Source organism: Psychrobacillus sp. Z3-81, from assembly GCF_056620325.1.
In genome coordinates, this window is sequence record NZ_JBWQPU010000007.1 from 35,877 (window position 1) to 55,305 (window position 19,429).

A 19,429-nucleotide genomic window follows, 5' to 3' on the forward strand; every position below is an offset into this window, starting at 1 on the left:
TAACTCTATATTAACTATATTAGGAAGAAAAATCGTTTGTTTTAGGTGACAATAAAAGAAAGTAGATGACATTTTTGTCACCTACCGAGTATTTGAAGCATTTCATTTTTTAAAGGAAACTGTAAGGAGAAGGTAGAGCCCACATTCACTTTTGAAGTAACAGTAATTTTAATGCCTAGCTTTTCCGCAGCATTTCTTGCTAAGTATAGTCCCATACCACTGGAAGCAGTGCTTTCCCTCCCCACTCTACCAGTAAAAGACTTTTCAAATATTCTTGGCAAGTCTGCCTCCGAAATACCTGTTCCTTCATCCTTTACAGAAAGAATTATTCGACCCATCTTATCCTTTTTTACATATATCAGTATTTCACTGTTTTCTTTACTGTATTTTACTGCATTAGATACTAGCTGCCTCACTATAAAGGAGAGCCATTTTTGGTCGGTCAACGTATTCTGATTTAAATCTAATGTTTCAAATCCTATATTACGTATTCTACACCAAGGCATTAAATCTTTAATTTCTTGATAGATGACCTTTTGTAAATTTACTTCTTCTATTATTGTATCCTTTTCGATAAAAGGAAGCCGAGTATTATGGAGTTGCTCATCCAATAGCATATGCATTCTAAGCCATTCTACCTCTAACCTTTTGCGTTGCTCTGTATCTTCTACATTATCTAGCATCAGCTTCATACTAGTTAGGGGTGTTTTTATTTCATGTATCCAGGATAATGTTTGATCTTTTTCTTCCAGTATGTTTATATTAAATTCGTTTAATTCTTGTTTCCCTAAAAGGACAAAGCTTTGAACTTCTTTCATCATGATTTTATCAAATACAGACTGTCCCTTCGGTAACTTAGCAATCACTTGGTCAAAGGTCAACTGATCTTCATACATCTCTAATAACTCTCTTAGAAATTTTGTTTCTTTGAAATATCTCCATAACAAAAAGGCGAGAAATAAACAAAAATTTACTGCATTCATATAGGCAAGAGAGGTGTCTTGAAAAGATATATCAAGATACAGGAGAAGATTAAGCCAGAGCTGGAGCAGAACAAAGAATAGTATCCAACTAATACGTTCTCGTATAAATAATAAAAACAGCCTCATAGCTCCTCCTTTGTAATACCTATATATCCCAAGCCCTTCTTCGTAACTATGACATCCACTAACCCGATTTGTTCAAGCTTTAACCTTAACCTATTTACATTCACAGAAAGTGTATTGTCATTTACAAACTTCTCATCGTCCCATAATCTTCTCATGAGATCATCTCTCGAAACAATTTTATCCACTGATTGTAGAAGGACCCTTAAGATGAATAGCTCATTTTTTGTGAGTTCAACTTCCTTATCGTCTTTTGATAATAGACTCCTTGAATAATCTACCATCGCTCCATTCCAATATACAACATCTAACGTTTCTTCCACGTAATCATAAGTTCTTCTTAATATAGCTTGTACCTTAGCTAATAAAACATCCATATGAAAAGGCTTTTGAATAAAATCATCTGCCCCCATTTGCATAGCCATAATCATATCCATCGGATGATCTCTAGAGGATAAAAAGATAATAGGAACTTTCGAATGTCTTCTAATCTCCCTACACCAATGAAAACCATCGAACGCAGGCAACTGGATATCAATAATTACTAACTGGGGTTTTTGTTCCAAGAAATCTGGCAGGATATTTTGGTAATCACTTGGTTGTATCACGGCAAAAGACCAATGGAGAAACCTTTCTTGTATTGCCTTAAATATCGATGTATCGTCTTCAATAAGTAATATTTTCTGCATAAACTCCCCCCTTTTTTCCAGTTTACACATATTTAGAAATAAAAAAAACCCATCTCGTCGTCACGAGATGGGTTTTTCATATAGTAAGTAATAAATTACTTAGTGATAGAAGCTACTACACCAGCGCCTACAGTACGTCCACCCTCACGGATAGAGAATTTAGTACCTTCTTCAAGAGCGATTGGAGCGATAAGAGATACAGTCATCTCGATGTTATCGCCAGGCATAACCATTTCTACGCCTTCTGGTAAGTTACAAACACCAGTTACGTCAGTTGTACGGAAGTAGAACTGAGGACGGTAGTTTGAGAAGAATGGAGTATGACGTCCACCCTCTTCTTTAGAAAGAACATAAACTTCAGCTTTGAAGTCTGTGTGTGGAGTGATTGAACCTGGTTTAGCTAATACTTGACCACGTTGTACTTCTTCACGAGAAACCCCACGAAGTAGAGCACCGATGTTGTCTCCAGCTTCTGCATAGTCAAGAAGTTTACGGAACATTTCTACACCAGTTACAGTAGTAGATTTTGGCTCTTCAACGATACCGATGATATCTACAGAGTCACCAACTTTAACTTGTCCACGCTCAACACGTCCAGTAGCAACTGTACCACGACCAGTGATAGAGAATACGTCCTCAACTGGCATCATGAATGGTTTGTCAGTTTGACGTTCTGGAGTTGGGATGTAGCTGTCTACAGCGTCCATTAATTCAACGATTTTTTCTTCCCACTCTGGCTCTCCTTCAAGAGCTTTAAGAGCAGAACCTTTGATTACAGGAACATCGTCGCCTGGGAAGTCGTATTCAGATAATAGGTCACGAATTTCCATTTCAACTAATTCAAGTAATTCTTCGTCGTCTACCATATCACATTTGTTCATGAATACTACTAAGTAAGGAACACCTACTTGACGAGAAAGAAGGATGTGTTCACGAGTTTGTGGCATTGGGCCATCAGCAGCAGATACTACTAAGATACCGCCGTCCATTTGAGCTGCACCTGTGATCATGTTTTTAACATAGTCAGCATGTCCTGGGCAGTCAACGTGTGCGTAGTGACGAGTTTCAGTTTCATACTCAACGTGAGATGTGTTGATTGTGATTCCACGCTCTTTTTCTTCTGGAGCGTTATCGATTTGGTCGTAAGACTTAGCTTCTCCACCTAATCTTTTAGAAAGAACTGTAGCGATTGCAGCAGTTAGAGTTGTTTTACCATGGTCAACGTGTCCAATTGTACCAACGTTAGCATGTGTTTTTGAACGATCAAATTTAGCTTTTGCCATTAGAGAAATCCTCCTCAGTAATTGTTTGTTTTTTATGATAAAAGGGTAGGGACATATAGTCCCTAAACTTTCATACACTACAAATAGTTATACTTGAAACTAAAGGAAATATCAATTATTCGCCTTTATGTTTTTTAATAATTTCTTCTGCAATAGATTTTGGAACATCTTCATAGTGGTCGAATACCATGGAGAATACTCCACGACCTTGCGTATTAGAACGTAAGGAAGTTGCATATCCGAACATTTCAGCAAGTGGTACCATTGCACGAACTACTTGTGCGTTACCTCTAGCATCCATACCTTCAACGCGTCCACGACGAGATGTGATGTCACCCATGATGTCTCCTAAATATTCTTCAGGAATTACAACTTCTACTTTCATGATTGGCTCAAGAAGTACTGGGTTTACTTTTGATACAGCATTTTTCAATGCCATAGATGCAGCAATTTTAAATGCCATCTCATTCGAGTCAACATCATGGTATGATCCGTCGAATAATTTAGCTTTAATATCGATTAATGGGAAACCAGCAATTACACCGTTATCAAGTGCATCACGAAGACCTGCTTCTACAGCTGGAATATATTCACGAGGAACTACCCCACCAACGATAGCATTTTCAAACTCAAAGCCTTTTCCTTCTTCATTTGGAGCAAACTCGATCCAAACGTGTCCGAATTGACCACGACCACCAGATTGGCGAACAAATTTACCTTCAACTTTCGCAGAAGAGCGGAAAGTTTCACGGTAAGATACTTGAGGAGCACCTACGTTAGCTTCTACTTTGAACTCGCGACGCATACGGTCAACAAGTATATCAAGGTGAAGTTCTCCCATACCAGCGATAATTACTTGACCAGTTTCTTGGTCAGTATGAACGCGGAATGTTGGATCTTCTTCAGCTAATTTTTGTAGAGCTTGACCCATTTTATCTTGGTCAGCTTTTGTTTTTGGTTCAACAGAAAGTGAGATAACTGGCTCTGGGAATTCCATTGACTCAAGAATAACTAGAGATTTTTCATCACATAGTGTATCACCAGTTGTAGTATCTTTTAAGCCTACTGCTGCAGCGATATCTCCAGCGTAAACTTGTGCAATCTCTTCACGAGAGTTTGCGTGCATTTGTAGGATACGACCTACACGCTCACGCTTACCTTTTGTTGAGTTTTGCACGTAAGAACCTGATTGAAGTGTACCAGAGTATACGCGGAAGAAAGTTAATTTACCAACATAAGGGTCAGTCATAACTTTAAAAGCTAACGCTGAGAACGCCTCATCATCAGAAGCTTTACGTTCAATCTCTTCATCAGTATCCGGGTTGATACCTTTCATAGGAGGTAAATCAACTGGAGATGGAAGGTATGCAACTACTGCATCAAGAACTTTTTGAACACCTTTGTTTTTGAAAGCAGTACCACAAACTACTGGATAGAATTCTACGTTAAGAGTACCTTTACGGATACCAGCAACTAATTCTTCATTTGTGATTTCTTCTCCACCAAGGTATTTTTCCATTAATTCTTCATCAAGCTCAGCTACCGCTTCAACTAATTTTTCACGGTATTCTTCCGCTTGATCTTGATATTCAGCAGGAATTTCTACTTCTTGAATATCTGTTCCTAAGTCATTTCCGTATACAGTAGCTTTCATCGTAATTAAGTCGATGATTCCGCTAAATTGGTCTTCTGCACCAATTGGTAATTGGATTGGATGAGCATTTGCTTGTAGACGGTCACGAAGTGTGGATACAGAGTACAAGAAGTCTGCACCTGTTTTATCCATTTTGTTTACAAAAACGATACGTGGAACACCATAAGTTGTAGCTTGGCGCCATACTGTTTCTGTTTGTGGTTCAACACCAGATTGAGCATCTAGTACTGTAACCGCACCATCAAGTACACGAAGTGAACGTTCAACTTCTACTGTGAAGTCTACGTGTCCAGGTGTATCGATAATGTTAATACGGTGGTTGTCCCAAGAAGCTGTTGTTGCAGCAGAAGTGATTGTGATACCACGTTCTTGTTCTTGTTCCATCCAGTCCATTTGAGAAGCACCTTCATGTGTTTCACCAATTTTATGGATTTTACCAGTGTAATAAAGAATACGCTCCGTAGTAGTCGTTTTACCAGCATCGATGTGAGCCATGATACCGATATTACGTGTTTTTTCTAAGGAGAACTCTCTAGCCATAATGTATTTCTCCTTCCAGTTTCGGATTAGAGTATGATTTTAAGTAAATCTTACCAACGATAGTGAGCAAATGCTTTGTTAGCTTCTGCCATTTTGTGCATATCTTCACGTTTCTTAACAGATGCACCTGTGTTGTTAGATGCGTCAAGGATTTCATTAGCAAGACGCTCTTCCATTGTTTTCTCTCCACGAAGGCGAGAATAGTTCACTAGGTAACGAAGACCTAAAGTGTAACGGCGTTCTGGACGAACTTCAACCGGTACTTGGTAGTTAGCACCACCAACACGACGAGCGCGTACTTCAAGTACTGGCATAATGTTGTTTAGTGCAGCTTCGAATACTTCTAATGGATCTTTACCAGAACGTTCTTTTACTAAATCAAACGCTCCGTATAGGATTTTTTGAGAAGTACCTCTTTTACCATCAATCATCATTTTATTAATTAAACGAGTTACTAGTTTTGAGTTATAAATTGGATCTGGTAACACGTCACGTTTGGAAACAGGACCTTTACGAGGCATGTGTTTTCCTCCTTTCGAAGAATGTCGATTTAATCGTTAATTATTTTTTAACTTTAGGGCGTTTTGCTCCGTATAGAGAACGGCTTTGCATACGACCATTAACTCCAGCTGTGTCAAGAGCTCCACGTACGATATGATAACGTACCCCTGGTAAGTCTTTTACACGTCCTCCGCGGATAAGTACAACACTGTGTTCTTGTAGGTTGTGACCTTCACCTGGGATATAAGCAGTAACCTCTAACGTATTAGTTAGACGTACACGCGCATATTTACGAAGTGCTGAGTTCGGTTTTTTAGGCGTCATAGTACCAACACGAGTACATACCCCACGTTTTTGTGGAGAGTTAAGGTTTGTAGCAGACTTTTTAAAGCTGTTATAACCTTTTCCTAATGCTGGAGATTTAGATTTCGTGATGTTGGATTTACGAGGCTTACGTACCAATTGGTTAATTGTAGGCATCGATTGTTCCTCCCTTCATTTGTTCTTTTAATACCACACATCCAGGTGGTTCATTTTTTGGGTAAAAACAAAGTTTTTGTGATTTTACACAAAAACTGTTACACAGCAATAGCCACTACAGATGCGCCTATACGCAATCCACAGGCTTTACCAAGCTCTAATTTAGACTCAACATAGTGAATAACCACATTATTTTCTTGTGCTGCGGATCTAGCTAGATCAATGATTCTATCTTCTATGTCAAGTGCTATATATACTTCTCTTACAAGCCCTTTATTCATTGCTTTTACTGCTTGCTTTGTACCTATGATTGTTTTTTTTGCTTGTTTTACTTTTTCATAAGACATTTTCATATCCTCCAAAGTTACAAGTCCTATAACTATCAACCTTAAATATATTATCATTCCTTGAAAAAGGTGTCAACACTTAACATTAAATATTAGGAGAAAACATGAAGCTTTCCCCTAATATAGTGATTAAACATATAAGTACATCTAAGATTCCGTACGCTGTCCCTAGTTAAAGGGAAGAAATATTAGCAATGCCATATTTCATTCCCTATTTCACTATTCTAGGACATGTACTCTGTCTTCTTATTCAGCACTTACTGCTTCTTTCTCAGAATCTGCTTCGTTTGAAGTTATTTTAATTTGACGGTATCGTTGCATACCAGTACCAGCAGGAACCAGCTTACCGATAATTACGTTTTCCTTCAGTCCAAGCAACTCATCTCGCTTACCTTTAATAGCAGCATCCGTTAGAACACGTGTTGTTTCTTGGAATGATGCAGCAGATAAGAAGGACTCTGTTTCAAGTGAAGCTTTCGTAATACCAAGGATTACTGGGCGACAAGTTGCAGGTATCTTACCGTGTAGTACCGCTTCTCTGTTTGCCTCAGCGAATTGGTGAATATCAAGAAGAGATCCAGGAAGTAAATCTGTTTCTCCTGCTTCAATGACACGAACCTTACGAAGCATTTGGCGAACCATTACTTCGATATGTTTGTCTCCAATTTCTACCCCTTGCATACGATAAACTTTTTGTACTTCTTTTAATAAATATTCTTGAACAGTAGCTACGTCTTTTACTTTTAACAACTCTTTCGGATCTATTGATCCTTCTGTTAAAACTTGACCACGTTCAATAACATCATTTACAGCAACTTTTAGTCGAGCATTGTATGGAGCAAGGTACTTACGAGTCTCTACGTTACCTTGAATCGTAATCTCTTTTTGCCCTTCTCTAATCTCATCGACATCCGTTACTATACCGGAAATTTCGGAGATAACTGCTTGCCCTTTAGGGTTACGAGCTTCAAAGATTTCTTGGATACGTGGAAGACCTTGTGTAATATCGTCTCCAGCAACCCCACCTGTATGGAATGTACGCATTGTTAACTGAGTACCTGGTTCTCCGATAGATTGAGCTGCGATAATTCCTACCGCTTCCCCAACTTCTACAGTATCTCCAGTTGCTAAGTTTAAGCCGTAACATTTTTTACATACGCCGTGTTTTGTATTACATGTAAACGCAGAGCGGATTGTTAATTGCTCGATACCAGCTTCTTCAATAATACGAGCGATATCTTGTGTTATTAAACCGTCTCTTTGTAAAATTAACTCACCTGTTACTGGGTGATAAATTGTTTTCTTCGTATGACGACCTACAATACGCTCAGCAAATTCCTCGATTACCTCAGAACCTTCCATAAGCGAACCAATTAATAGTCCACGGTCTGTTCCACAATCATCTTCGCGAACAATAACATCCTGTGCTACGTCCACCAGACGACGTGTCAGATAACCTGAATCGGCTGTTTTTAATGCAGTATCGGCAAGACCTTTACGAGCACCGTGTGTAGAGATGAAGTATTCAAGTACTGTTAAACCTTCACGGAAGGAAGATTTAATTGGAAGCTCGATAATACGACCAGCCGGGTTGGCCATCAGTCCACGCATACCAGCAAGCTGAGTAAAGTTGGACGCGTTACCACGGGCACCAGAATCACTCATCATGAAGATTGGGTTCATGTTATCTAGAGACTTCATTAGTTTATCTTGAATAACTTCTTTCGCTTTACTCCACTGTGCAATAACACTTGCGTAACGTTCCTCTTCCGTAATTAGACCGCGACGGAATTGTTTCATTACTTTATCTACTTTTCCTTGCGCCTCTTCAAGAATCTCTCCTTTGTCTGGAAGAACGACGATATCAGAAATACCGATTGTAATACCAGCTTTTGTAGAGTATCTAAATCCAAGTGACTTCATGCGATCAAGCATTTTAGATGTTTCTGTAATGTGGAAACGTTTGAATACTTCCGCAATGATATTACCAAGGATTTTCTTCTTGAATGGTTGAACAAGGTCCATAGATTCAATATGTTTTTTCACATCTGTTGTAGTAGATACGAAATATTTTTCAGGCGTTTCAACTTGTAGGTTGAAATCTGTTGGTTCATTAATATACGGGAATGTTTCCGGAAGAATCTCATTAAAGATTACTTTCCCAACCGTAGTCACCAACCACATCTTGTTTTGTTCCTCTGTGAACGTTGGATTATTTAATGAAGATGCAGCAATTGCGATACGAGTATGCAAATGAACATGACCATTATTATAAGCAATCAACACTTCATTAGGACCGTAGAATGTAGAACCTTCTCCAGTTGCACCTTTGCGCTCAAGTGTTAAGTAATAGTTACCTAATACCATATCCTGAGATGGTGTTACTACAGGTTTTCCATCTTTCGGGTTCAAAATGTTTTGTGCTGCTAACATTAATAGACGTGCTTCTGCTTGTGCTTCAGAAGATAATGGTACGTGAACCGCCATTTGGTCACCATCGAAGTCAGCATTATATGCTGTACATACTAATGGATGAAGACGAATTGCACGACCTTCTACTAACGTAGGCTCAAATGCTTGGATACCTAAACGGTGAAGCGTTGGTGCACGGTTAAGTAGTACTGGATGTTCTTTAATAACATCTTCTAATACGTCCCAAACCTCTGAGTGCATACGCTCAATTTTACGTTTAGCGCTCTTAATATTATGCGCTAAGCCGCGCTCAACTAGCTCTTTCATTACAAATGGCTTAAATAATTCGATAGCCATTTCCTTCGGAAGACCACATTGATACATTTTTAAATTAGGACCTACTACGATAACCGAACGACCAGAGTAGTCTACACGTTTACCAAGTAAGTTTTGACGGAAACGACCTTGTTTCCCTTTCAGCATGTGAGAAAGAGATTTTAAAGGACGGTTACCAGGACCAGTCACAGGACGACCACGACGACCATTGTCGATCAATGCATCAACTGCTTCTTGCAACATACGTTTTTCGTTTTGAACGATAATGCTTGGAGCACCTAAGTCCAACAAACGCTTAAGACGATTGTTACGGTTAATAACACGACGATACAAGTCATTTAAATCGGAAGTTGCAAAGCGTCCACCATCTAACTGTACCATCGGACGTAATTCTGGCGGAATTACCGGAAGTACATCTAAAATCATCCAATCTGGTTTGTTTCCAGAGTTACGGAATGATTCTACTACTTCTAAACGTTTAATCGCACGAGTGCGACGTTGTCCTTGTGCAGTTTTTAGCTCTTCTTTTAAGCTTTCTGTTTCACTTTCAAGATCTATTTCTTGTAATAGACGTTTAATAGCCTCTGCACCCATAGCCGCTTGGAACTTCGTACCAAACTTCTCACGGTATGCACGGTATTCTTTTTCTGAAAGTAATTGTTTCTTTTCTAGTGGTGTATCAGCTGGTTCAATCACTACATATGATGCAAAGTAGATAACTTCTTCCAGGGATCTAGGAGACATATCCAAGATCAGACCCATACGGCTTGGGATTCCCTTGAAGTACCAGATATGTGATACAGGAGCTGCTAATTCAATGTGACCCATACGCTCACGTCGAACCTTTGCACGAGTTACCTCAACTCCACAACGATCACAAACTACACCTTTATAACGAACACGTTTATATTTTCCGCAGTGACATTCCCAGTCTTTTGTTGGACCGAAAATTCGCTCACAGAATAAACCATCTTTTTCTGGTTTTAATGTACGATAGTTAATCGTTTCAGGCTTTTTTACTTCCCCATAAGACCAAGAACGGATTTTATCTGGTGAAGCCAAACCTATTTTCATATACTCAAAATTATTAACGTCTATCAAGGAGCCTACCTCCCTTTAGTCTTGTGTCTTTTAAAAAGACTTTCCAAGTAGCTCTGCATTTTGCGCATTTTTATATCGAAATTCGGACAGGCAGCACCTGTCCGAGTTTACTTTTTTCTTAAGAACTCTAACAAATTGGCTTGCAACCCTTAAAGTCTTATTTATTCTAGGTTTCCAACAGGCTCTTCTTCTCCGGACAATGGTAATAATCCTAGAGCATCTGCTGCTGGAATATCATCGTCTTCATCTAAATCACGAAGCTCGATTTCCTCTTCATCAATTGTAAGCATCTTAACATCCATACCTAAGCTTTGTAATTCTTTAATCAATACTTTGAATGATTCAGGAACTCCTGGTTCAGGTACACTTTCACCTTTAACGATTGCTTCATATGTTTTCACACGACCAACAACGTCATCGGATTTAACTGTTAAGATTTCTTGTAATGTGTAAGCTGCACCATAGGCCTCAAGTGCCCATACCTCCATCTCACCAAAACGCTGTCCACCAAATTGCGCTTTACCTCCAAGAGGCTGTTGCGTAACAAGTGAATATGGTCCAGTTGAGCGGGCATGAAGTTTGTCGTCTACCATGTGGGCAAGCTTGATCATATACATAACTCCAACGGATACACGGTTATCAAACGGTTCACCAGATCTACCGTCGTATAGGGTTGTTTTCCCGTCACGGTTCAGACCTGCTTCTTCCATCGTGCTCCAAACGTCCTCTTCATTCGCACCATCAAATACTGGTGATGCCATATGAATACCAAGGATTCTAGCAGCCATACCTAAGTGCAGCTCTAGTACCTGCCCAATGTTCATACGAGATGGTACCCCAAGTGGATTTAACATAATATCTACTGGTGTTCCATCTGGAAGGAAAGGCATATCCTCTTCCGGAAGAATTCTTGAGATAACCCCTTTGTTACCATGTCGTCCGGCCATTTTATCCCCAACGGAGATTTTACGTTTTTGTACGATATAAACACGAACTAATTGGTTAACTCCAGGAGATAATTCATCTCCATCTTCTCGGTTGAAGACTTTTACATCTAATACAATTCCACCAGCACCATGCGGTACACGAAGAGAAGTATCGCGAACCTCGCGTGCTTTTTCTCCGAAGATTGCATGAAGAAGTCTTTCTTCTGCTGTAAGCTCAGTAACTCCTTTTGGTGTTACTTTACCAACAAGAATATCTCCATCACGAACCTCAGCACCAATACGGATAATTCCACGGTCGTCTAGGTTGCGTAGTGCATCTTCCCCAACGTTTGGAATATCTCTCGTAATTTCTTCTGGTCCTAGCTTTGTATCACGAGATTCTGATTCATATTCTTCAATATGAACAGAAGTGTATACGTCGTCTTTTACAAGACGCTCACTCATAATTACAGCATCCTCGTAGTTGTATCCATCCCATGTCATGAAGGCAACTAAAACGTTACGACCTAACGCTAGCTCACCTTTATCCATAGAAGGACCATCTGCAAGAATATCAAGAGGTTTTACTCTGTCTCCAACTTTTACGATTGGACGTTGGTTAATAGATGTACCGTGATTTGAACGTTCAAACTTATGCACTTTATAAGTTGTAAGATCGCCCATTACTTCTTTTCCATCTACTGTTTCCACACGACGAACGCGAATTTCCTTCGCTTCTACGTGCTCCACAATACCATGGTGCTTAGCAATAACTGCAGCACCTGAGTCACGTGCGTTTACATGCTCCATACCAGTTCCTACAAAAGGAGCCTCAGGATTTAATAGAGGAACAGCTTGACGTTGCATGTTCGCTCCCATTAGCGCACGGTTGGAGTCATCGTTTTCTAAGAATGGGATACACGCTGTCGCAGCTGATACTACTTGCTTAGGCGATACATCCATATAGTCAATTTGTTCTCTTCTAAATACAGTGTTATCACCACGGAAACGACCAACTACTTCTTCGTTCAAGAAAGCCCCCTCATCAGATAATGGAGAGTTAGCCTGAGCCACAACATAGTTATCCTCTTCATCAGCTGTTAGGTAGTCGATACGAGAAGTTACAAGACCCGTTTCTGGATCAACACGACGGTAAGGAGTTTCGATGAATCCAAACTTATTTACCTTTGCAAAACTAGAAAGCGAGTTGATTAACCCGATGTTTGGTCCCTCAGGAGTTTCAATCGGACACATACGACCGTAGTGAGAGTAGTGAACGTCACGCACTTCAAAGCCAGCACGCTCACGAGTAAGTCCACCAGGTCCTAATGCGGATAAACGTCGCTTATGGGTAAGCTCTGCAAGCGGGTTTGTTTGATCCATGAATTGAGATAACTGCGAGCTACCAAAAAACTCTTTGATAGATGCAATTACTGGACGGATGTTAATTAGCTGCTGTGGAACGATTGCCTGTGTGTCATTAATGGACATACGCTCACGAACCACTCGCTCCATACGGGAAAGACCAATACGGAATTGGTTTTGAAGAAGCTCTCCTACCGAACGCAAACGACGGTTTCCAAGATGATCGATGTCATCTGTGTTTCCTACGTTAAACAATAGGTTAAAGAAATAACCAATAGATGCCACGATATCTGCCGGAGTAATATTTTTCACTTCATCATCCACGTAAGCATTGCTAATTACGTTAATTTCTTTTTGATCTTCATCATTTGGCGCATAAATTTTAATCGATTGTACAGTAATATCGTCTTCTAGTACGCCCCCTACCGTTGAGAAGGTCTTGAATCCAATTCCGTTCTCTAAATATGGGATAATGCGATCTAAAACGCGACGGTCAATTAATGTACCAGCTTCCACTAGGATTTCGCCAGTTTCTGGGTCAGCTAGTGTTTCTGCAACTGTTTGATTAAATAATCGATTTTTAATATGCAGCTTTTTATTCATTTTATAGCGACCAACGTTAGCTAAGTCATAACGTTTTGGGTCAAAAAAGCGAGAATATAATAAGCTTTTTGCACTTTCTACTGTTGGTGGCTCACCTGGGCGTAAACGCTCATAAATTTCTAAAAGGGCTTTTTCAGATGTCTCTGTATTGTCCTTTTCAAGCGTATTGCGTAGGTACTCATTATCACCGATTAAATCAATGATTTCTTGATCTGAGCCAAAGCCTAAAGCACGAAGTAAAACAGTAACAGGTAATTTACGTGTACGGTCTATACGAACGTATACAACGTCCTTAGCATCGATTTCATACTCTAACCATGCACCTCGGTTTGGAATTACAGTAGCTCCAAAGCCTTTTTTACCGTTTTTGTCTGTTTTGTCGTGGAAGTAAACACTTGGTGAACGGACTAACTGAGATACAATTACACGTTCAGCACCATTGATTACAAAGGTACCTGTCTCCGTCATTAATGGGAAGTCTCCCATGAAAACGTCCTGTTCTTTCACTTCATTCGTTTCTTTGTTGTGGAGACGTACTTTTACGCGCAATGGTGCAGCGTATGTTGCGTCACGTTCTTTAGATTCGTCGACCGAATACTTCGGATCATTTAAGCTATAGTCGACAAATTCTAGTGATAAATTGCCTGTAAAGTCCTCGATTGGTGAAATATCTTTAAACATTTCACGTAAACCTTCCTCAAGGAACCATTGATAAGATGCCGTTTGAATCTCGATAAGATTCGGAAGTTCTAGCACCTCACTAATACGCGCAAAGCTTCTGCGCTGGCGGTGTTGTCCGTACTGAACTAGTTGACCTGTCAACTCATTCACCCCTCAATAAAGCGATATTAGGTCTTTTCGATATTCATATTTTGGTGTATGATATCGAAAGACAAAAAGAAAACGAGTTCTAATGAAGAGCTCATTTTCGATTAACCAAACTTTTTCTCGGCCAGTATACCCATTTTGTTATTGGTTTATACAAAAGGGCACACGTCCTCAAAATAATATTTTTGCATTTTACTATAATATCATAGCGAATTTGTCAAGTCAATCTTTGTGGCTTTGATAATCCAATAACCTTTTTCTTTATTGACAACCTCCACTTGACCAAAAATCTCTTCTAAATAACTAAAAGTTGATGGAGCCCCTTGTTTCTTTTGAATCACAACCCACAATTCTCCCTTTGAAGCTAACTTCTCATACGATTCTCTATAAAATCGAAATATCGTTTCTTTTCCAGCGCGAATCGGTGGATTTGTAACTATAGCCGCAAAATTTGCAGTAGAAACAGCCGACAACCCATCACTTTCATAGATTCGCACATTTTGTATCCCGTTTGCTTGGGCATTTTTTTCTGCCAGCTGGATTGCACGTGTGTTCACATCTACTAGATGAATTGTTCTATCCTTCCATGTCTTTGCTAAAGAAAGACCGATCGGTCCATAACCACAGCCAACATCTAAAATATCTCCTGGAAGCTTAGGTTCCTCAAAAGCATCGATCAATACACGGGAGCCAAAATCTACTTCGCTCTTACTAAATACACCAGCATCTGTTTCAAATCGAAAGTTATGGCCAAGTAACGTAAAATTCCAATGGCGCGGTTTGCTTTCAGTTTGAGGTTTTTTAGAATAATAATGTTCAGACACCGTAAGCCCTCCACAATACATACGAAGAAAAGCCCGTCGTATTCTGACGAGCTTTTACTTCGGCATGCACAAAAATTACTTAAGTTCTACGCTTGCTCCAACTTCTTCAAGTTGTGCTTTCATAGCTTCTGCATCTTCTTTAGAAACGCCTTCTTTAAGTGCTTTTGGAGCGTTGTCTACTACTTCTTTAGCTTCTTTCAAGCCAAGACCAGTGATTTCACGAACAACTTTGATAACTTTGATTTTTTGGTCTCCTGCAGATGCAAGGATTACGTCGAAATCAGTTTTTTCTTCAGCTGCTGCTGCGCCACCTGCTGCTGCTACTGCTACAGGAGCTGCTGCAGTTACACCAAATTCTTCTTCGATTGCTTTTACTAAGTCGTTTAATTCTAGAACTGTCATAGCTTTGATAGCTTCTAAGATTTGCTCTTTATTCATTTTATTTTCCTCCTATTATTGGATAATTTATTAGGCTATTTGCCGGTTATTTATTACGAAGCAGCAAAGAGAATTATGCGCCTTGCTCTTCTTTTTGTTCTGCAACAGCTTTTGTTGCAAGTGCGAAGTTGCGCACTGGAGCTTGAAGTACAGAAAGAAGCATAGAAAGTAGTCCTTCGCGAGATGGAAGTTCCGCTAATGCTTTTACGTCTTCAGCTGAAGCTACGTTTCCTTCGATGATACCAGCTTTAATTTCAAGCTGTTCGTTCTTTTTAGCAAAATCGTTGATGATTTTTGCAGGTGCAACTACATCTTCGTTAGAAAATGCGATTGCGTTAGGTCCCACTAGGAATTCATTGATTCCGTCAACCCCAACAACTTCAGTAGCACGACGTGTAAGTGAGTTTTTATAAACTTTAAATTCCACGCCAGCTTCACGAAGCTGTTTACGTAATTCCGTTACTTGAGCAACATTTAATCCACGGTAGTCAACTACAACTACAGAGGCAGCAGATTTGAATTTCTCTGCGATATCTTGCACTAGCACTTTTTTCGTTTCAATTGCTTTGCTCATCTTGGCACCTCCTATAAGAATTGGCCACTTATACCGACAAAAGAAAAGCCTCTGTTCTACAAGTAGACACAGAGGCAGAAAGTCATCTTCTAAATTAGAATTTGAAATTTCATGTCCTCGGTAGGAATTTTAAGCGACATGTCGCTCCTACTGTCTTCGGTACAAATGTATATTTCACAACAGAAGCTATAATATCAAATATAACTCAGGCTGTCAATAATTATTTTACTGTTTGTGGATCAACTTTGATAGCTGGTCCCATAGTTGTAGTTACGTTTACAGATTTCATGTAAACACCTTTTGAAGCAGCTGGTTTAGCTTTTTGTACAACATCAAATACAGCTAAGAAGTTCTCAACTAATTTGTCGTCTTCGAAAGAAACTTTACCAATTGGTGCATGGATAATACCAGCTTTGTCAGCACGGTATTCTACTTTACCAGCTTTGATTTCTTGAACTGCTTTCGTTACATCAAATGTAACTGTACCAGTTTTAGGGTTTGGCATTAAGCCTTTAGGTCCTAATACACGACCGATTTTACCAACTTCACCCATCATGTCTGGAGTAGCAACGATTACATCGAAGTCAAACCAACCTTGTTGGATTTTGTTGATGTATTCTACATCACCTGCATAGTCTGCACCAGCAGCTTCTGCTTCTTTTAATTTATCACCTTTAGCAAAAACTAATACGCGTTGAGTTTTACCTGTACCATTTGGTAGTACAACTGCACCACGGATTTGTTGATCGTTTTTACGAGTATCAATTCCAAGACGGAAAGCAACCTCAACAGTCGCATCGAAGTTTACTGTGCTTGTTTTTTTCGCAAGCTCAATAGCTTCTTTTGCTGTATATAAAGTGTTTTTATCTACTAATTTTGCAGCTTCCTGCAATTTTTTACCTTTGTTAGCCATTTAAAATGTCCTCCTTGATAGTGGTTATAGCGGAATAAACCTCCCACGTGTAAAGGTTGCAGTTATCCTTTTTGAACAACTACAACCTTCCAAAAAACAAATGCGTCATATCAAAATGCACATTAAGTATTAGTCTACGATCGTAATACCCATGCTGCGTGCAGTACCTTCAACCATCAACATAGCTGATTCAACAGATGCAGCGTTTAAATCTGGCATTTTTTGTTCTGCGATTTCGCGAACTTTATCACGTTTAACCGTTGCCACTTTTACGCGGTTTGGTTCACCTGATCCAGATTGAATTCCTGCTGCTACTTTAAGTAGCACTGCTGCCGGTGGAGTTTTTGTAATGAAAGTAAATGAACGATCTTCAAATACAGTAATTTCTACCGGAATGATTAGACCTGCTTGATCTGCAGTACGTGCGTTGAACTCCTTACAGAATCCCATGATATTAACACCTGCTTGACCTAGTGCAGGACCAACTGGTGGCGCTGGGTTTGCTTTTCCAGCAGGGATTTGTAATTTTACAACTTTAATCACTTTTTTAGCCACGAGACACACCTCCTTAAGTCCGTGATGTGGTAATAGGGTTTCCCCTCCCACTCAAATATCTGTCTCTCAGCTCTGCGCTGATAACATTATAAAAATTAATACAGACGTTTTTTTAGTCTGACCTTTGAAATGATATCACTTATCCAAATTTTTAGCAAGTGTTATTTATACTTTAATCACTTGATCAAAGTCTAACTCCATGTTGGTTTCACGACCGAACATATCAATTGATACAGTTACTTTTCCTTTTTCAGTATCAATTGTTTCAACCTTACCTTGGAAATGAGCGAATGGCCCCTCCAATACTTCTACTAATTCACCAACAGCAAAATCTACCTCAACCTTGCGTTCTGTCATACCCATTTGCTTCAAGATAAAATCTACTTCCTCTGGAAGTAATGGAGTTGGCTTTGTCCCTCCACCAGAGGAACCAATAAAGCCGGTAACTCCTGGCGTATTTCGAACAACATACCACGCGTCATCTGTCATGATCAGTTCCACTAACACATACCCTGGGAACGTTTTTCTCATTACCGTACGTTTTTTACCATCTTTAATATCTATTTCTTGTTCTTCTGGAATGATAACCCTGAATATTTTATCTTGCATACCCATTGTTTCCACGCGTTTTTCTAGATTTGCTTTTACTTTATTTTCGTAACCGGAATACGTATGAACAACATACCAATTTTTTTCCATGCGTCAGGACTAAATGTCCTTCCCTCCTTTTCTAAGACAAAATGAAAAAACCCGTTCGTTTACTAAGACGGGCTATTCTCAAATATATACTTGCTATCAATTATAATGCTAGGTACCAGCGTAAAAGTGAAGAAATCCCTAAGTCAACTAAAGCAAAGAATAAAGCCATTACTACAACAGTTGAGATTACTACAACCGTGTATTTCGTTAATTCCTTACGTCTTGGCCAACTTACTTTTCTCATCTCTGAAACTACATTCTTGAAAAATCCACTATTATTAGCCATTTAGCTAAACCTCCACAGAGAAATCTATCTTACATCACTACTCATATTGTTTGTTTATGAACTGTATGAGCGTTACAATGTGCACAGTACTTTTTTCTTTCAACTCTTATCGCTTCGTTGTCTTTAGAAGCAGGCACTGTATAGTTTCTATGTCCACATTGCGCACAACTCAAGACGATTTTTTTAGTCATTTTCTCACCTTTTGGCGTATAAGTCTTTTTCAAGAGTATCACCTCAGGCAATTCATGTCAACAAAATCCCAGCTAAGCGTAATTGCTACCAACTTCCATATATCTTTCTAGTTTTCTTTTAACTCTTTGCAAGGCGTTATCGATAGACTTAACATGCCGGTTCAACTCTACCGAAATCTCTTGATAGGATTGGCCGTCAAGGTATAAAGCAAGAACCTGTTGCTCCAGTTCACTTAATATTTCACCCATTTTGCCTTCCATGTAGTGCACATTTTCCCTATTAATGATTAACTCCTCCGGGTCATCGACTACAGAACCAGTAATCATGTCCATCAATGTCCGATCAGATTCTTCATCATAAATAGGCTTGTCCAAAGAAACGTATGAATTTAAAGGAATATGCTTTTGACGGGTAGCAGTTTTGATGGCCGTAATTATTTGTCTAGTAATACATAACTCTGCAAAAGCTCTAAAGGAAGATAGCTTTTCCTCTTTGAAGTCACGTATCGCCTTAAACAAACCAATCATGCCCTCTTGAAGTATGTCTTCTTTATCCGCACCTATTAGAAAATAGGATCTTCCTTTCATACGCACAAAGGGACGGTACTTTGTAATTAAATAATCCAACGCTTCAGTGTTCCCTTGATGAACCATCTCTACAAGTTCCTCATCCAATAAACTATCCAATTTTTGTAGATCAAGCTCTGTTCTTTTCAATGAAGTCACCTCAGCTAAATTTCGAGTATTACCATAAGTATACAGGAACGAATTTTATAGC

General features: G+C 39.3%; 18 protein-coding genes and 1 other annotated feature. All 18 genes read right to left on the minus strand.

Annotated elements, in window-relative coordinates; genetic code table 11:
- Positions 1-77: 77 nt before the first annotated feature.
- A complete protein-coding gene (locus AC1ECF_RS09225; RefSeq protein ID WP_480389117.1) occupies positions 78-1,109 on the minus strand; it encodes a sensor histidine kinase in 1,032 nt (343 codons plus the stop codon).
- On the minus strand, positions 1,106-1,795 hold the full coding sequence (locus AC1ECF_RS09230; protein ID WP_480389118.1) for a response regulator: 690 nt from the start codon (positions 1,793-1,795) through the stop codon (positions 1,106-1,108). Before AC1ECF_RS09230 ends, AC1ECF_RS09225 begins: the two co-directional genes overlap by 4 nt.
- 95 nt (positions 1,796-1,890) lie before the next feature.
- Positions 1,891-3,078: an elongation factor Tu gene (tuf, locus tag AC1ECF_RS09235; protein ID WP_480389119.1), complete on the minus strand. Its 1,188-nt coding sequence runs from the start codon at positions 3,076-3,078 to the stop codon at positions 1,891-1,893.
- A 115-nt stretch (positions 3,079-3,193) separates the two neighbouring features.
- Positions 3,194-5,272, minus strand: coding sequence for an elongation factor G (gene fusA / locus AC1ECF_RS09240; protein ID WP_480389120.1), 2,079 nt, complete (start codon positions 5,270-5,272; stop codon positions 3,194-3,196).
- 50 nt (positions 5,273-5,322) lie between these two features.
- Entirely contained in the window at positions 5,323-5,793 is a 471-nt protein-coding gene (rpsG, locus tag AC1ECF_RS09245) for a 30S ribosomal protein S7 (protein ID WP_480389121.1), read from the minus strand.
- 40 nt (positions 5,794-5,833) lie between these two features.
- On the minus strand, positions 5,834-6,253 hold the full coding sequence (gene rpsL, locus AC1ECF_RS09250; RefSeq protein WP_144540957.1) for a 30S ribosomal protein S12: 420 nt from the start codon (positions 6,251-6,253) through the stop codon (positions 5,834-5,836).
- Positions 6,254-6,351: 98 nt separating this feature from the next.
- Entirely contained in the window at positions 6,352-6,600 is a 249-nt protein-coding gene (locus tag AC1ECF_RS09255; protein ID WP_480389122.1) for a ribosomal L7Ae/L30e/S12e/Gadd45 family protein, read from the minus strand.
- Positions 6,601-6,846: 246 nt separating this feature from the next.
- Positions 6,847-10,449, minus strand: a complete 3,603-nt coding sequence (rpoC, locus tag AC1ECF_RS09260; protein WP_480389123.1) for a DNA-directed RNA polymerase subunit beta' — start codon at positions 10,447-10,449, stop codon at positions 6,847-6,849.
- A 161-nt stretch (positions 10,450-10,610) separates the two neighbouring features.
- Positions 10,611-14,165 carry a DNA-directed RNA polymerase subunit beta gene (gene rpoB, locus AC1ECF_RS09265; RefSeq protein WP_480389124.1) on the minus strand — a complete coding sequence of 1,185 codons (3,555 nt, stop codon included), beginning with the start codon at positions 14,163-14,165 and terminating at the stop codon, positions 10,611-10,613.
- Between the two features lie 209 nt (positions 14,166-14,374).
- Positions 14,375-14,995 carry a class I SAM-dependent methyltransferase gene (locus AC1ECF_RS09270; protein WP_480389125.1) on the minus strand — a complete coding sequence of 207 codons (621 nt, stop codon included), beginning with the start codon at positions 14,993-14,995 and terminating at the stop codon, positions 14,375-14,377.
- Positions 14,996-15,070: 75 nt separating this feature from the next.
- Positions 15,071-15,433, minus strand: coding sequence for a 50S ribosomal protein L7/L12 (rplL, locus tag AC1ECF_RS09275; protein WP_480389126.1), 363 nt, complete (start codon positions 15,431-15,433; stop codon positions 15,071-15,073).
- 73 nt (positions 15,434-15,506) lie between these two features.
- Positions 15,507-16,007: a 50S ribosomal protein L10 gene (gene rplJ, locus AC1ECF_RS09280; RefSeq protein ID WP_480389127.1), complete on the minus strand. Its 501-nt coding sequence runs from the start codon at positions 16,005-16,007 to the stop codon at positions 15,507-15,509.
- 32 nt (positions 16,008-16,039) lie between these two features.
- Positions 16,040-16,185, minus strand: a sequence feature (ribosomal protein L10 leader region).
- A 42-nt stretch (positions 16,186-16,227) separates the two neighbouring features.
- Positions 16,228-16,920 carry a 50S ribosomal protein L1 gene (rplA, locus tag AC1ECF_RS09285; RefSeq protein WP_480389128.1) on the minus strand — a complete coding sequence of 231 codons (693 nt, stop codon included), beginning with the start codon at positions 16,918-16,920 and terminating at the stop codon, positions 16,228-16,230.
- 129 nt (positions 16,921-17,049) lie between these two features.
- Entirely contained in the window at positions 17,050-17,475 is a 426-nt protein-coding gene (gene rplK, locus AC1ECF_RS09290) for a 50S ribosomal protein L11 (protein ID WP_480389129.1), read from the minus strand.
- Between the two features lie 165 nt (positions 17,476-17,640).
- Positions 17,641-18,174, minus strand: coding sequence for a transcription termination/antitermination protein NusG (gene nusG / locus AC1ECF_RS09295; protein WP_480389130.1), 534 nt, complete (start codon positions 18,172-18,174; stop codon positions 17,641-17,643).
- A 100-nt stretch (positions 18,175-18,274) separates the two neighbouring features.
- Positions 18,275-18,460 (minus strand): preprotein translocase subunit SecE, encoded by a 186-nt coding sequence (gene secE / locus AC1ECF_RS09300; RefSeq protein WP_480389131.1) that lies wholly within the window; start codon positions 18,458-18,460, stop codon positions 18,275-18,277.
- 41 nt (positions 18,461-18,501) lie between these two features.
- Positions 18,502-18,651, minus strand: coding sequence for a 50S ribosomal protein L33 (gene rpmG, locus AC1ECF_RS09305; RefSeq protein WP_480389273.1), 150 nt, complete (start codon positions 18,649-18,651; stop codon positions 18,502-18,504).
- A gap of 72 nt (positions 18,652-18,723) precedes the next feature.
- Positions 18,724-19,368 carry an RNA polymerase sporulation sigma factor SigH gene (sigH, locus tag AC1ECF_RS09310; protein ID WP_480389132.1) on the minus strand — a complete coding sequence of 215 codons (645 nt, stop codon included), beginning with the start codon at positions 19,366-19,368 and terminating at the stop codon, positions 18,724-18,726.
- Between the last annotated feature and the right edge of the window lie 61 nt (positions 19,369-19,429).